The sequence below is a fragment of the Micromonospora sp. CPCC 205539 genome (genome assembly GCF_036906815.1).
GTDB lineage: Bacteria > Actinomycetota > Actinomycetes > Mycobacteriales > Micromonosporaceae > Micromonospora.
The window spans coordinates 77,665-92,760 of sequence record NZ_JBAKHW010000016.1; the positions used below are offsets into that span (position 1 = coordinate 77,665).

Below are 15,096 nucleotides of genomic sequence, written 5' to 3' on the forward strand. Positions count from 1 at the left end.
GAGCTCCGGATGTCCGAACTGGAGTGGATGCCGGTGGTGGAGTCGGCGGCGCTGGCGCTAGGGGCCGCCGCAGGCACCGGAATCTGGATGGACGCCCGCAACGGCATCCTGGCCCTGGCCCGGCGAGCCGGGCGCGACGAGGCCGGCACCGCGGAGTTGCTCGACGAGACCGACGCCCGGGTGCGGACCGCCGACGCCGCCGCCGAGCAGGACCGGGTCCGCGAGAGGGCGGCCCGAGACTGGCAGGTGCGGCTCGACGACCTGTTCCGGCGGACGGACGGTGCTTCTGAGGACCTGTTCGCCTGGACCGCCGAGGTGACCGGCCGGCTACCTGCCGACCAGCGGCGGTGGGTGCAGCACATCACCGCGTCGGCCCAGGGGGCGACCGCTCAGGGCGTGATGTTCGGCGACATCGTCAACCACCCCGGCCCCGCCGCACCGTGACCGACCACGAGCCGGTCCAGCACGTCGAGGCGCGAGCCGGATTCGCGTACGGCGTGATCGGCGCCGACCTGCACGTCTTCGGTGACGGCGTGCCGGTCTACCTGCTGGAGAACTGGCGACCGTCACAGGGCGCCGACAGGGAGTGGCTGCGGACCCTGCCCAGCCGGCTCCTGAACGCCCGGTACGGCGTGGTCCCGTTCACCGGCCGCGTCGACGAGCTGGCCAGCCTGCACATCTGGCGCCGGACGGGCCCCCGCCTGTCGGCCCTCTGGCTGTACGGGCCGGGCGGCGCCGGCAAGTCACGGCTCGCCGCCGAGTTCGCCGCGTCCTGCGCCGCCGACGGGTGGAAGGTCGTCGCCGCCGTGCACGGCCCCGGCTCGGTGCTGCCACCGGGCGGCAGCCGGGACATGCGGCTGACCGACGCCGCAGGGCTGCTGCTCATCGTCGACTACGCCGACCGGTGGCCGCACGCCCACCTCACCTGGCTGCTGAGCAACGCCCTGCTGCATCAGATCGGCGTGCCGACCCGGGTGCTGCTGATCGGGCGGACCGCCGACCCCGCGCCCCGGCTGCGCGGGGTGCTCACCAACCTGCAGGCCGACCTGGAGCTGCGGGCCCTGCCACCGCTGCCGTCGGCCGGCGACGAGCGACCGGAGATGTTCGACGCCGCCCGCGACGCGTTCGCCCGGGCGTACGAGCTGGACGACCCCCCGTCGATCGGTCCGCCCGACGACCTCACCGACCCCGAGCTGGGGCTGACGCTGGCGGTGCACATGGCCGCCCTGGTCGCGGTCGACGCGCACGTCCACGGCCGCCATCCACCCGCGGGCACGGCCGGGCTGACGATCTACCTCCTCGACCGGGAGCAGGTGCACTGGGCGACCCTGTACGCCGACCCGGAGCACTCCCTGGAAGCCCGGCCCGGCTACCGGACACCGCCCGAGACCATGAACCACGTCGTGTTCGCGGCCGCCCTGACCGGCGACCTCAGCGGCCCGGACGGGGACACCGTCCTGCGGCAGGTGGAGGTGGGCGGCGATCCGGGGACGGCCCTCGCCGACCACGGCGTCTGCTACCCGGCCGGCGCGGGCCGGGTGCTGGAGCCGCTGTATCCCGACCGGCTCGCCGAGGACTTCCTGGCGCTCACCCTGCCCAGCCATTCCGCGCCCTACCCGACCCAGCAGTGGGCCGACGCCACGTGCCGGACGATCGTCGCCGCGTCCGGCCTCGACTCGCAGGCCGACCCGGGCCGCGCCCTGACCTTCCTGGCCTCCGCGGCGGACCGCTGGCCGCACGTCGGCAGCGAGCTGCTGTATCCGCTGCTCACCGCCGAACCGGACCTGATCGTCGAGGCGGGCAACGCGGCCCTGATTGCCCTGGCCGGCATCCGCGCGATCGACATGAATGTCCTCCAGACGGTGGCACAGCGGCTGCCCGGCGGCCGACACGTCACGCTGGACGTGGGCAAGGCCGCCGTGGGAAGCCGGCTGATCACCAACCGCCTGACGCTGACGACCGACCCGGACGACCGCGCCCAACTGCTCGGCGAGCTGTCCGCCACGCTCGCCGCGGTGGGCCGCAGGGAGGAGGCCCTGGAACACTCCCGCGCCGCCACCGAGATCTTCCGGGACCTCGGTGAACCCGCCCCGCGCAGCCTCGCCGCATCGCTGTCCAACCTGTCCAACCGCCTGGACGCGGTCGGTGCCGCGCAGGACGCGCTCGCCGCCGCCCGGGAGGCCGTCGACATCTGGGACGAGCTCGACGAGCAGCCAGCCGACCCTCGCTCCGCCACGGTGATCCTGAACCTGGGCATCTTCCTGTCCAAGACCGGACGGAACGACGAGAGCCATGCTGTCCTGCTCCGGGCGGTCACCGGCCTGCGTCAGCTGTCCGAGTCGGGGGAAACGGCGTACCGCGAACAACTGGCCTCGGCCCTGAACAGCCTCGCGCTGGTCCGCTCCGACCTCGGGGACCGCGACGCCGCAGTGGCGACGGCCGAGGAGTCCGTGGCGCTCTACCGGACGTTGGTCGACGAGGACTGGACCGCGCACGTACCCGACCTGGGCATGGCGCTGACCAACCTCGGTGGCCCGCTGTCCGCCGTCGGCCGGCACGACGAGGCGCTGGTGGCGGCGCGCTCCGCGACCCGGCTGTACCGCGAGCTGGCCCGCCTGAACCCTGGCGCGTACCGGCCGCGGCTGGGCGGCGCGCTCGTCAACGAGACCGGCCGGCTGCGGCGGTTGGGGCACCGCGACGAGGCGCTGTCGAGTGCCGAGGAGGCCCTGGTGGTGTACCGGGCCCTGGCGGAGGCGATGCCCGCCGCGTACGCCTCCGAACTGGCGGTGTCGCTGGGCAACGTCGCCGTCCTGCGGTCGAAGGCGGGAAGGTCTGCGGAGGCGGTGCCACTGGCGGACGAGGCCGTCGTGCTCCGCAGGAAGCTGGCCGAGGCGGCCCCACAGGCCCACCTGCCAGAGCTGGCCGCCACACTAACCAGCTACGTCGACGTCCTGGGCGAGGCGGGTTCGGCCGGGGACGCCCTGCTCGTCGCCGAGGAGGCGGTCGCGCTGCACCGACGGCTCGCCGACACCGCTCCCCTAGCCCACTCCGCTGCCCTCGCGCATGCCCTGACCCGGCTCGCAGAGGCCCTGACGACCATGGACCGGGCGGAGGAGGCACTCAGCCACCTGGACCAGGCCGCGGCGGTGCACCGCCAGCTCGCGGATAAGAATCAGGCGGTCGCCTTCGGCAACGTCCTGCTGAGCATCAGCGTGCTGTCCTCGACGCTTGGTTTCACCGACCGGGCGCTGGCCGCGAACGACGAGGCCACGCAGCTCTACCGGACCCGCGCCGACACGGATCCGGAGGCGGAGCGGTCGCTCGCGACCGCGCTGCTCAGGCTGTCCACTCTCCACCCCGAGGGGGCACCGGCCCGGCGGGACGCCGCAGTGGAGTCGGCGCGCCGCTTCCGCAACCTCGACGCCCGGCAACCGGACGGGCACCCAGCGACCACCGTCATGGCGTTCACCGCAGCCGGTATCGCGCTGGACGACGCCGGGGACCACGCGGGCGCCGCCGCCCACTTCACGGAGGCCGTGGCGCGGAACCGGGTGCTGGCCGAGCGGGACCCGGGCACCCACCGGGAGAACCTGGCGGCCTCCCTCAACGCCCTCGGCAACGCCTGCGCGCGGACCGGCCGCCACCAGGAGGCGATGGCCGCCACCACCGAGTCGGCCGCGGTGTGGCGAATCCTGGCCGCGAAGGACCCCGGGAGCTACCTGTCCGAGCTAAGCGTCACGCTCGACAACCTCCGGCAACGGTACGTCGAGACCGGTCAGATCGCGGAGTCGCTGGCGGTGTCTGCGGAGTTGGTGGACGTGTGCCGCCGCTTGGCCACTGCCGACCCAGCCCACCGGTCAGCCCTCGCCCGGTCCCTCAACAACGTCAGCCCGCCGCTGGCCATGGCGGGCCGATACCCGGAGGCGCTGGCTGCGAGCGCGGAAGCCACCGGTCTGCTCCGGCAGCTCATGCAGGATGAGGGTGCGGCATATCAGCCCCTGTACGCGGTGTCCCTGCACACCACCGGCAACCGGTGGGCTGACGCGGGGCGAGCGGACGAAGCCGTACGCCATTTCTCCGAAGCTCTTGCTCTGGCCCGCGTCTCGGGGCCGCCGGAGCTGCCGGACCTCGCGCGGCGAGGGCTGGCCGACGTCCTCGCCGGGCTGCCGCCGCCGCCGGAGCTCGCCGCGCCGCCGCCCGTGCTGAACCGGGCGTTCCTGGAGGCGCTGGACTGGAGCCAGAAGTCCGGCGACCTGCTCGCGGTGGAACGGGCCATCCGGCTCGGGCGGGGCGCCGCGGCAGCCGTGCGGGACCCGGAGGACTGGGCGACCACGGTCACGCTGCTCGGGATGGTTCTGCACACGAAGTACGCCGCGATCGAGGACCGGGCCGCGCTGGTTGAGGCGGTGCAGGCGCTGCGCAGTGTCGGGGCGCACATGCCGCCGACGCACCGGACGGCGGCGATGTCGCACTTCCACCTCGGGACGGCGCTGCGGTCGGCGTACCAGGACTGTGGCGACCCCGCGCTGCTCGACGAGGCCATCGGCTGGCTGCGGCCGTCCAGCCGGCACCCGCACGCGAGTCAGGCGCAGTCGCTCGGCCAGCTCGCCACCTGCCTGGGCCTGCTCGCTGACGTCCGCGGTGACCCGGCATTCCTGGCGGAGGCACAGTGGGCCGCCCGCGAGGCGATCGCGGTGTGCCTGCCTGCCCAGCGGCAGCTGCGGCAGCTGGGCCTCGCGGGCACCCTCGCCCAGGTGCACCGCATGACCGGAAACACCGATGCGTTGCACGAAGCGATCGCCCTGTGCCGGGCCGCTCTGGAGGCGTCCCCGGCCGTCCGCACGCAGGCCGAGCAGACCCTGCGCATCCTGGAGGAGCGGCTGCGGTGAGCGGCAAGGAATGACGAGGGCTCCTCGTGGCGGGTTCCTCGGGTCACGATCCGGCCGGAGGGTTGGCAGGCTGTTGTCCCGGCCAGAACGGCCACTCCTCGAACGACCGACAGCGGCCATCGTCGGCGAAGCGCGTGACCCGGCCCCTGCTGGTAGCTCGCATCAGGTAGGTGACCTCGGCGCCGGGGATCGCGGGCGAAGGTGTCCTGATGCGGCGGGTTAGGCTCGGCACCGTTCCTGACCTCGGGGAGTTGCCGATGCGCATCACCGCCTGGCTCCGGTCGCCGTCCATCCGCAGACGCCTGTTCATCGCCGCCGTACTGGTCGGCTGTTTCGTCTGGGCGATGGTCATCGTTGGGTTGTCGTTCGCGATGGTGGAGCACGGCAGCGGACAGTCGTGGACGATCCTGCTCTTCGGCGCGTTCGTGTTGGCGATCGCGGTGGTGGCCGTCCGCTGGGTCCCCGCCGCATCGTCCCGAGCCGAGGCGGCACCGGCACATCTGCCCGCGCCCGGCGCCGCCCAGGGACCGCCGCCAGTTGCGGTGCGGCGCAAGCCCGCCGAGCCGCTCAGCTCACGCGAGCTGGAGGTGCTGCACCAGTTGGCGACCGGCCGCACGAACGCGGAGATCGCCAAGGTGCTCTTCGTCGCGCCCGGCACAGTGAAGGCACACCTCAACCACATCTTCCGCAAGCTGGATGCGGCGAGCCGTCTGCAGGCCGTTGCGCACGCTCGCGAGGCCGGTCTGCTCGAATGAACCGGCTCTTAAACCACCGGTATACCGTTTGGCAGATGCCTTGGCCAGCGGTCCTTCCTAACGTCCGGGGGCATGAAGCAGCGTATTGATCGAATCGCGCCGTTCGCCCTCGTCGCGGTCTTCACGACCGTGGTGCAGAGCCTGTCCCTGATGGAGTTCTTCGCACTGCCGATCGCACTGCTGATCGGAACCGGGTGGGCGGTCGCGATCGGGCTCGCCGCGCGCTGGGCCAGCCGCAGACCCGCGCTGAGCGCCTGGGTGGAGGACGGCCTTGTCGCGCTGGGCTGTGCAACCATGGCCCTGCTCGCGTTTGGCGGCGCCATCGGGCTGATGATGCTGGGTACGGCGCTGGACAGCTCCTCGATCACCGGGGAGACGATGGTGACGATGTTCCTACCCAGCATTCCTCTCGCGATCGCGGCGAACGTCCCCACCGAACTCGTCATCATCCCGGGTCTGCTGGTCCTCGGATGGCGTCCCGGTACCCGTCGGCTCCTCTTCGTCGCGGCGGCGGCGCTGTATCTCGTTCACCGGATCTGGACCTACCTCGTGTTCGCCCCCGACCGCCTGGACTTCGCCGCGGCAGAGCGGTCCACTGCGGTGTTGACCGCAGCGGACAAGGACCAGTTCGGTGCAGCGCTGCACATCGACGACCCTCGGTGGGTCCTCAACCTGATGATCTTCGCGATCCTCCTGCTGTCGGCGTTCTTCTCCCGCCTACGGGAGGTGACCGCAAAGATGCGCAGCACGGTGTCCTGGCCGCCGAGCTGATTGCGGTGCCTGAATCGCCGCCCGGCGACCGGCGCTCACCGCACGGGCGGTAGCGAACTGTTCACCTTACGCTCTTGATTGATGCATCGAAGATCAGCTACGTTCCTCGCGCGGCGGTTGACACGCGGGGTGTCGGCACGGGGCGCCGCGGGTGCGTTGCACGGTGACAAGCCTGTCCGCCCCGGGTCCGCGTGTATGAGCGGCCGTCTCACGGCGCGCTCTGAGCGGAAGGCGGGAACGGTCACCCATGATCCGAGCACAACGCTTGGTCTCCCTGTCGGCGGCGGCCCTCATGGCGCTGGCGGCCACGGTCTTCGCCGCCGCCCCGGCGTCCGCCGGCGCCGCCCCGGCGTCCGTTGACCCGGCGCCGTCGCGCTATCCCTACAGCAACCGTGACGTCGGCTTCTCCGAGGTCGGCTGGGACTTCAAAACCCCTGGCGGGATCGGCGACCATCTGGACCGCATGCAGGGGTTCGTCCCGGGCCGCACGCCGATCATCAGGGCATGGACCGACTTTCACACGTACGCGTCGAAAGATGACGCCACGGGTGCCATCACCATGGACTTCCGCCACCTCGACGAGTCGGTGATGGAGGCGCACCGCAAAGGCATGCGACCGCTCGTGACCCTGTTCGGCTCGCCCAGCTGGCTCAACGGCGGCCACTTCGGGACGGGCGACTCAACGCAGGACCCGCCGGAGACCTGGCTGCCGACGGACAGCGAGGGCTGGAAGACGCTCGTGGAGCAGACGGTGCAGCACTACGGGCCGCCGCCGGGCTCGCCGCCCGGCACCCCGCCCATCGTCGACGCCTTCGAGATCTGGAACGAGCCGAACATCGACGGCTTCGGCAAGTACGACGGCGTGTACGGGGACGACGGCGTCATCCGGCCGGGGGACGGGCGCTACGACACGGGCGCCGACGCGACCGCGACACTGGCCCGGTACTGGGAGCTGGTCGAGATGGCGTCCACGGAGATCCGCGCCACGTGCGGCCAATGTTATGTGCTGGCCGGCGGGTCGGCGGGGCTCGGCGCGATTCACGGCGACGCGGCGAGGTCGCCGTCGGCGTGGCTGGACTGGGGGTACACCCACGGTTACAAGGACACGTTCGATGCGGTCGCCCATCATCCGTACTCCGACATGCACGACGCCCCGGACACGCCGAAGTGTGGCGCGCCCTGGGAGAACCTGTTCGGACCGCCGGCCGATGACACGCCGGGGCGGATCTGTGGTGAGCTCGCCGCGGTCCGCGAAGTGATGCTGCGGAGGGGCGACGCGGACAAGAAGATCTGGGGCACCGAGTGGGGCTACGGGCTGATTTACCCCAATCCCGCCTCGTGGTGGGCGGAGAAACGGGACCAGCTGGTCAAGGGCGTCCGGATGTGGCAGGCGCTGGACTACACCGGCCCGCTCGTCCTGTTCTCGTACCGCGACTCCGAAAACAACCCGTACGGCGTCGTCACCGAGAAGGGCTTCGTCAAGAAGGACGTGACGCTCTACGACGACCTGAGCCTGGCGTTCACCAACCCCGACCTGCGGGTGCCGTTCAAGTCGCAGAGCGGGATCGGCGGGTACGACCTGGCCGATCCCCGAGACCGGGTGGTGCCGTTCGACTACGAGCACACCGGGCGGCTCGACCACCTGCTGGTCTACCGGCCGGGCACCGGGATCGTCTACGTGCTGCGGCGAAAGGCGACGGTCGGCACCGAGCGGCCCAGCTTCGAGACGGTGTTCAGGTCCACGAACGGGATCGGCGGCTTCAATCTGAGCAGCACCAACGACCAGATCATCAGCTACGACTTCGCGCACACCGGCCGGCAGGACTACCTGGTGCTGTACCGGCCAGGTACGGGCGTTGTGCACGTCGTCGGCCACGCGTCGGACGGCAGCTTCTGGCCGGTGTACACCTCGACCAGCGGCATCGGCGGCTACGACCTGTCGTCGCCGAAGGACCGACTCGTGGCCTACGACTACGAGCACACCGGCAAGCTCGACCACCTTGTGGCGTACCGGCCCGGCGACAACGTGCTGTTCATCCTGCAGCACAGCGCCGCAGGGCCGTTCACGACGGTCGTCGGGTCGCATCAGGGCATCGACGGCTTTGCCCTGACCAGCCCGGACGACCAGGTCATCGCCTACGACTATGCGCACACCGGCAAACAGGACGCCCTGCTGCTGTACCGCCCCGGCGCCGGGCTCGTCACCATCGTCGGGCACGCGGCCGGCAACACCTTCTGGCCGCACCTCATGTCGTCCAGCGGCATCGGCGGCTACGACCTCGCCGACCCGCGGGACCGCATCGTCGCCTTCGACTACGCCCACACCGGAATGGCCGACCACCTCGCCGTCTACCGGCCCGGCACCGGCTACCTGGACGTGGTGCGGCACAACCCCAACGACACGTACTCGGCGGTCCACGTCTCCCACCAGGGCGTCGGCAGCGTCGGCTGGTTCGACCTGCGCAACGCCCAGGACCGGATCGTCCCCTATGACTTCGGGCAAACCGGCAGCGCGGACCATCTGCTGCTGTACCGGCCCGGCGGGCGCGCCGTCACCATCGGCACGCGATCGGACATGCCTTAGGACAGACCGGCGGCGGCGGGTTCCGGTGCGACCGGAGCCCACCGCCGCCCGAGCGTCAGGCGTTTGGCAGGTGCGGGCTCAGCCGGCGTTGCATGAACAGGCATTGGTCGGCGTGGATGCCCATCCGATGTGCTGAGCCCAGGCGTCCGCGTGCCGGATGACCTTCCAGACGATCGAGCCTTTGGCCCCGACGTCGGCCGGCCGGTCGTGGCGAAACTGCGCCGCCAGTCGGCGCTTCCCATCGGCGTACCCGCCGGCGGCCGGGGGATGTGCCCGTAGATGGTCACGGAAGAGCAGCGGGAACTGCTCAGACCGCGTCTCCGCGGTTCAGACCTCTGATGATCTTGGCCAGCGCCGTCACTCATATCCCATGGCCGGGATGACCTCACCGAGTGCTTCTTCGATGAACTCGCGGGTTTCGTGGTCGAACTGGTCGTTGCGGTTTGTCAGCTTGTGCGACTGAAACGTTGACGGGGTGGCGAAGTCGTCGACGTCGAGCCGTTCGAACAGGGCCCGGCGCTGCCCGGGCCAGTCGGCTGCGAGGTCTTCTGCTTTCACCTCGACGTATCGCCTGCCCGTCAGGTCGACCGTGTTCCTCCAGGTGAGCCATCGGTGGTAGACCGGCTTGAGGTAGGCGAGCGCGCCGTCGACGGTGGGCGGCGCCCATGGCTGGGCCAGGTGGGATGCCAGCACCGAGACCGGGTGACGCTTGATGTGCACGATGCTCGCTTCGGGGACCAGTTCCCAGAGGAACTCCATGCACAGCAGGTTGAACGGCGTCTTCTCGCACCAGGTCGGCTTGCCCGCGTCGGCGGCTGCTCCGCCGAACATGGTGTCGATCAGGCCCCGCAAGATCCCGAGCAGCTCGCCCCGGTCGCTGAAATACCTGGGGACTACCCGCCTGCGGCTTAGCGGCTCGAACGGCCCGACAGGCCGGTCGGCGTTCCCGAAGCCTCCCGCAGGCGCAGGATCCTCGTATGCGTACGCGATCAACTGCGGCCAAAGCTGCTGCACCGCGTCCCGGTAGCGCCGCTCGCCGACCAGCTCGGGAACGGTCTTGCCGCGATCGTCGCGCCGGCCGGGCACCCGTACGGTGAGGAGATCGCTCAATCGGTGCAGGGCGTCTTCACCGACGGTGGGGTCGTATCGATCGGTGAGCGCGTCCGCCAGGTCCCGCAGGCCACCCGGGTCGATGAGAAACCGGGTCTCCATGGGAATCCGATGGATCAGCGGATGTTCGCCGATGATGTCGGCGATCCGTGACGTCCCCGAACGACCCGTACCCGCAACGAAGACCGGCGAGGGGGGCATGGCGAGCAGTCAAACTCTCGGCCCGGCGCCGGTGCAAGCCATTTGCCCCCTTCACCCGCCGGCACCGCGGCTCAGCTGACCGCGTCATTCGGCGTATGCGTTGGCGACCTTGAAAGAGTCCTCGTAGAGGCGAAATTTGATGATCTTGTCACCGCTGACCTGGAAATGCATGGCCACGGCCATCTCGTACCGTCGACCGGTGTTGCGCGCGACGCGACCGAACCGCCCCAGCATCACCGCGTGGTCCCCGTCGTACACGATCGCCTCGATCTCGTCGACGTTCTCCTCCGGCACGATGTTCGCGCCGAGTGTCCGCAGGTAGTCGGCGACGTCGGCACGCCTGGAACGCCTACCAGTCCACGGTATCGACGGCGACCCGGGCACGTCCCAGTCGATCTCGTCGCTGAAGAGCATAGCTATGTCATCCGGGTCGGCGCCCCCGCCGACCATGCCGAAGAACTCCTGAACGACATCACGGGTAGTCATCTGTGTGCACCTCCGTTGTCGATCTCGGTATCTGTGGCGCTGGCGCTTTGAGGCATGTGGAGCACGACGTCACTGCCGGCGGCCCTGTCTCCAGTGGCGACTTCATCGACCGCGTGGGCCTCGGCCGAGACGTAACGGCAGAGGTGATTTCGGCTTCGGGTTCCGTCCGGCGGAGCGCCCGTGCCGATCTGTGCTGACCGTAACCGCCCGGAAGTTGCGTGGCGTGTCTCTGCTGCGGATCCGGCTGGCCTGTCACCCGGAGGGCTGCCGTCGTATGGCCGGGGCTTGTCTCGTTCGGGTGGCACAAGCGGGATCGGCAGGACGTGCCCGTTCAGCTCGCCCGCACCCGGCATCCGTCGGCGGCACAGGTGGGCGTCAGCTGGTAACGCTTGCCATCAAGCAGGGCCGGTGCCAAGGTGGCGATCGTGGACGAGGAGCACAGGTACCCGATTCGGCGCGGAGCGGTGGCACTCACTCGGCTCGGGTGGGCGGTCCTGGGCGGCATCCTCGTCACGGGCGTCGTAGTGGCGATCGTTCTCATTGCAAGCGTCTCATTGGCCGCTGGCGGTATCGCCCTCGGCGCCACCGGTGTCGCCGCAGCGCTGACTGTTGGCTTCGGGCAGCAGACGATCCGCGGCCCCGTCCGCCGTGGGCCCTGACCACGGCGGGCCGCTGCTACGTCGAGTACCGGCGCGTGGACGCCCGGGTCCCGCGGACTGCCCAGGCACGGGCCGTCAGCCGGATCGACCCGTCGGGTCCGGGCGGCAGCCGGACGGCGAGCAACTCCCGCAGAGCGACCCGCTCGGGCTCGGCCAACGAGGCCAGGTAGGCCGGGGCCGAGCCCTGCCCTCCGAGGAACGGCGTCCAGTAGTCGGCGAAGTCGGTGAAGACAGTCGGTACGTCGATCGCCTCCACCGACACATCCGTCAGCCCACCGTCGCGCCACAGGGCCCGGAGCGCCTCCGGCTGGCAGAGCGAGAACCGGCGCCCGTCGTCCCGCGCGGCTGCGGCGGGATCGAGCGAGCTGGCAGCGTCCCAGAAGTGCCGCATCATCTCCATCCCTTGGGCGTAGTCCCAGACGTACGCGGCCACCACTCCGCCGATGGCGGCCACTCGGGCGAAGTCCGCCACCGCCCGCGCTGGCTCGGGTACGAAGTTCAGCACCAGCCCACTCACGAGCACGTCGACGGCGCCGTCCGGAAGGGGCAGCATCCGGGCATCGCCAACCGTGAAAGCGGCCCGCGGATCAGTGACCTGGGTGCGGGCCTGCGTCACGAAGCCCTCGGAGGGATCCACGCCGATGACCTGCCGTGGCTGCGCGGTCGCCAGCACCGTCGAGGTCAGCACGCCGGTGCCGCTACCCACATCGAGCCAGCGCGACCCGCCCGGCAGATCGAGCCAGCGCACGAAATCCGCAGCGACGAGGCGGCTCCACCGACCCACATACGCCTCGTACGCCGCACCGTCGGCCCAGACAGGAGAAGCCATCGCCGTACCATACGGTGGCCAGGCCGTCCGGAACCCGCTTACGGGCGGCACGAAACCGTCACGACGATGTAACCCATCACGCTGCGGGAGTTCCGGATCGATTCGCGGTGACAATCGAGCCCCCGCGGGGCCCGCACTGCGCGCGCTGAGCCCCGTCAGCGCTGGGACGGGCCGCCGCCAGGACCATTCCCCGGTGCCTACCGGTCACGGGGAATGTCGGCGACTCCGTTGGGCAGCATGGCACGGGCGGCCCGGACGAGGTCGAGCGACTCCCGCAACAGTTTGATCTTGCCATGTTCGGCGACGAGGCGACCGGCGTACATCTGGCTGAAGGGGCGCCCGGTCACCGTGACGCGCTCCACGGAGTACTCGCCGAACGCCTGATCCGGGGTGTCGATGAGAATCTCGACGCTGTCGAAGCCGAAGTCCGGTACCACCTTGAGCAGGCCGACGATGAACGCGCGAATCTCGTCCGGTCCACTGATGCGCGGCGGCAGTCCGATCGAGGCCACGTAGGGCAGTTCGATGACGCCGTCGGCGGTGAACAGCGCAGCCGTGGCATCCGGATCGGCGATGGTGGCGGTGTAGGCGAGCAGCAGCTCGCGTGCGTTCCTCATCTGCCTTACCTTTCTGAGAAGCGCGCTCTGTGCACTGGGTGCAGGGCGTCCCGCGCCGGGACCGGACGGTCCGATCCCGGCGCGCTTCGGCAGAATGCGCGTCGATGCGCATCCCCTCCGGTCGGAGCGTCAGCCGACCGGGCTGGCTCCGGACTGGAAGACGTTGATGAAGTTGCCGTCGTTGTCGCGGATGGCGGTGGACACGCTGCCATCGCCGAGGTCCACCTGATCCCAGACGATGCTCACGCCCAGGTCCCGGAACCGGTCGGTGGCACGGGCGAGGTCGTCCACCCGGAAGACGAGAGCCTTGTTTCCGATGGGTCGGACGTGCTCTGGCGGTTGCAGGAACATGTCGGGTACGCGGTAGCCGTTGGCGGGCTGGAGCAGTTCGAGCCGCAGATCGTGGCCTTCGACGTAGGCGACGTCCGCGTTGATGGCGTCGAATCGCGAGCGCGCCGTCTCGCGCAGCCCGAAGACCTGATTCCACCACTGCACGGCCGAGTCGAGATCGGAGACGGTGATGGTGATGTTGTGCAGCGACACGGTGAAGCCGGGGTCGGGGTTGCTGGACATGATTCCCTCTGTTGGAAGTGATGGTGTGGCGACGCGCGTCCGCACCCCGACGCAAGCGGCCCTTGCCGCTCGGCCTGCTCCCAAGTCACGGCCAGTATCTCAGCGGCACGGTGCTTGTCTGGGCGTAACAGGCGTTGTTCACGCCTGCGGCCCGCGAGCGTCGGAGGCGCGATGATCAGATCTGGTTGACGCCGCCGTCGACGAACAGTTCGATGCCGGTGATGAAGCTGCTCTGCTCGCTGGCCAGGAACAGCGCGGCCGAGGCGATCTCGTCTGGGGTACCCATCCGACCCAATGGGACCTGGCTGGCCAGGAAACCCTTGAGTTGGGCGGCCTTCTCCTGGTCGGGGGCGAGACCGGTGATGCCGGGGGTGTCGGTGGGGCCAGGGGTCAGGGTGTTCACGCGGATGTGACGACCCCTGAGCTCATTGGCCCAGGTCCGGGCGAAGGAACGCACGGCAGCTTTGGACGCGCCGTACACGCCGAAGGCCTCCTTGCCGACGCTCGCGGAGGTGGATCCGGTCAGGATCACCGAGGCGCCGTCGTTGAGCTGGGGCAGTGCCTTCTGCACGGTGAACAGCAGTCCCTTGACATTGCTGTCGAAAATCTGGTCGAAGTGCTCCTCGGAGGTCTGTTCCAAGCGGCGGAAGGATCCCCCGCCCGCGTTGGCGAACAGCACGTCGATGCGTCGGCCCTGCTGCGCGACGGCAGCGTAGAGCCGGTCGAGATCGCCCAGGTCAGCGACGTCGCCACGAAAGCCCGTGACGCCGCTGCCGATCGCGGCGACGGCCGCGCCGAGGGCGTCCTCGCGCCGACCGGTGATGAACACGTGCGCGCCCTCTGCGACGAATCGCCGGGCGGCCGCGAGGCCGATTCCACTCGTACCGCCGGTGATCACCGCGGTCTTGCCGTGAAGCTGACCCATGGGGCTGCCTTCCAATCGGTCGTTGTTTCCAGCGAGATGGGTGCGGGTCCGCGTCTGTCGCCGCGGACCACGGGGGCGCCGTCGTTAGCGGCGCTGGATGTAACAATAATTGCTACATCTAGCATCGACAAACGGGGCAGATCGGACAGGGGCCGATGTAGCATCTGTGGTTACAACAAGCAGACGGAGATGGGTACGATGAGCGGAAACAGCAGGTTGTGCGTCGCCGTGCACGTGTTGACGTGGATGGCGCTGGATCAGCGCGACCCTGCGGCGGTGGCCACGTCGCAGCGCCTCGCCGTCAGCGTCAACACCAACCCGGTGGTCATCCGCCGCTGCCTCGGTCAGCTACGCGAAGCGGGGCTCGTGCAATCCCGGCGAGGCGCGGGCGCTGGCTGGAACCTCACGCGCGCGCCAGAGCAGATCACCCTGCTGGACGTTCATCTCGCGGTCGGGGACGACGAGCAACTCTTCGCGCTGCACCATTCCCCGCCGAGCGGTTCCTGCCCGATTGGGTTCGGCATCCAACCGGCCCTGCGCCCGGTCTTCGGTCGACTCGACGAGGCCGTACGGCGCGAGCTGGCGACCACCACCATCGCGGACATGCTCCGTGACGTGCTGGCCCAGCAGCCCGCCACGGCCTGACGACGGATGCCCGCGCTCTCAGGAGCGATCCCGTCGCCCCGCCCGGACGTAC

13 protein-coding genes and 1 pseudogene are annotated in these 15,096 nt (G+C 70.1%); 7 read left to right on the plus strand and 7 right to left on the minus strand.

Annotation, left to right across the window (positions count from 1 at the left end; genetic code table 11):
• Nucleotides 1-9: 9 nt before the first annotated feature.
• From V6V47_RS16325 to V6V47_RS16345, 5 genes are all read left to right on the plus strand, one after another.
• Nucleotides 10-444 (plus strand): hypothetical protein, encoded by a 435-nt coding sequence (locus V6V47_RS16325; RefSeq protein WP_334629072.1) that lies wholly within the window; start codon nt 10-12, stop codon nt 442-444.
• Nucleotides 441-4,889 (plus strand): tetratricopeptide repeat protein, encoded by a 4,449-nt coding sequence (locus tag V6V47_RS16330; RefSeq protein WP_334629073.1) that lies wholly within the window; start codon nt 441-443, stop codon nt 4,887-4,889. The genes V6V47_RS16325 and V6V47_RS16330 overlap by 4 nt, the downstream gene beginning before the upstream one ends.
• 257 nt (nt 4,890-5,146) lie before the next feature.
• Nucleotides 5,147-5,644 carry a helix-turn-helix transcriptional regulator gene (locus V6V47_RS16335; protein ID WP_334629075.1) on the plus strand — a complete coding sequence of 166 codons (498 nt, stop codon included), beginning with the start codon at nt 5,147-5,149 and terminating at the stop codon, nt 5,642-5,644.
• 72 nt (nt 5,645-5,716) lie between these two features.
• Nucleotides 5,717-6,415, plus strand: coding sequence for a hypothetical protein (locus tag V6V47_RS16340; RefSeq protein WP_334629077.1), 699 nt, complete (start codon nt 5,717-5,719; stop codon nt 6,413-6,415).
• 247 nt (nt 6,416-6,662) lie between these two features.
• On the plus strand, nt 6,663-8,999 hold the full coding sequence (locus V6V47_RS16345) for a hypothetical protein (RefSeq protein ID WP_334629078.1): 2,337 nt from the start codon (nt 6,663-6,665) through the stop codon (nt 8,997-8,999).
• Between the two features lie 78 nt (nt 9,000-9,077).
• Here the strand turns inward: V6V47_RS16345 and V6V47_RS16350 are convergent.
• From V6V47_RS16350 to V6V47_RS16360, 3 genes and pseudogenes are all read right to left on the minus strand, one after another.
• Nucleotides 9,078-9,299 (minus strand): annotated as a pseudogene (locus tag V6V47_RS16350) (GrpB family protein); the annotation flags it as partial.
• Nucleotides 9,300-9,356: 57 nt separating this feature from the next.
• Nucleotides 9,357-10,310, minus strand: coding sequence for a sulfotransferase family protein (locus tag V6V47_RS16355; RefSeq protein ID WP_334629079.1), 954 nt, complete (start codon nt 10,308-10,310; stop codon nt 9,357-9,359).
• A gap of 84 nt (nt 10,311-10,394) precedes the next feature.
• A complete protein-coding gene (locus V6V47_RS16360; protein ID WP_334629080.1) occupies nt 10,395-10,796 on the minus strand; it encodes a nuclear transport factor 2 family protein in 402 nt (133 codons plus the stop codon).
• A 425-nt stretch (nt 10,797-11,221) separates the two neighbouring features.
• On the opposite strand from V6V47_RS16360, the gene V6V47_RS16365 reads away from it, so the two are divergent.
• Complete coding sequence (locus V6V47_RS16365; RefSeq protein WP_334629081.1) at nt 11,222-11,455, plus strand: hypothetical protein; 234 nt, start codon at nt 11,222-11,224, stop codon at nt 11,453-11,455.
• 16 nt (nt 11,456-11,471) lie between these two features.
• Here V6V47_RS16365 and V6V47_RS16370 read toward each other — a convergent pair whose 3' ends face one another.
• The 4 genes from V6V47_RS16370 to V6V47_RS16385 form a co-directional block, all read right to left on the minus strand.
• Nucleotides 11,472-12,284: a class I SAM-dependent methyltransferase gene (locus V6V47_RS16370; RefSeq protein ID WP_334629082.1), complete on the minus strand. Its 813-nt coding sequence runs from the start codon at nt 12,282-12,284 to the stop codon at nt 11,472-11,474.
• Nucleotides 12,285-12,481: 197 nt separating this feature from the next.
• A complete protein-coding gene (locus tag V6V47_RS16375) occupies nt 12,482-12,901 on the minus strand; it encodes a nuclear transport factor 2 family protein (RefSeq protein WP_334629083.1) in 420 nt (139 codons plus the stop codon).
• 129 nt (nt 12,902-13,030) lie between these two features.
• A complete protein-coding gene (locus V6V47_RS16380) occupies nt 13,031-13,474 on the minus strand; it encodes a VOC family protein (RefSeq protein WP_334629084.1) in 444 nt (147 codons plus the stop codon).
• A gap of 175 nt (nt 13,475-13,649) precedes the next feature.
• Nucleotides 13,650-14,414, minus strand: coding sequence for an SDR family oxidoreductase (locus tag V6V47_RS16385; RefSeq protein WP_442934242.1), 765 nt, complete (start codon nt 14,412-14,414; stop codon nt 13,650-13,652).
• Nucleotides 14,415-14,597: 183 nt separating this feature from the next.
• Between V6V47_RS16385 and V6V47_RS16390 the strand changes: the two genes are divergently transcribed.
• Nucleotides 14,598-15,044, plus strand: coding sequence for an Rrf2 family transcriptional regulator (locus V6V47_RS16390; RefSeq protein WP_334629085.1), 447 nt, complete (start codon nt 14,598-14,600; stop codon nt 15,042-15,044).
• The last annotated feature ends 52 nt before the right edge of the window (nt 15,045-15,096 follow it).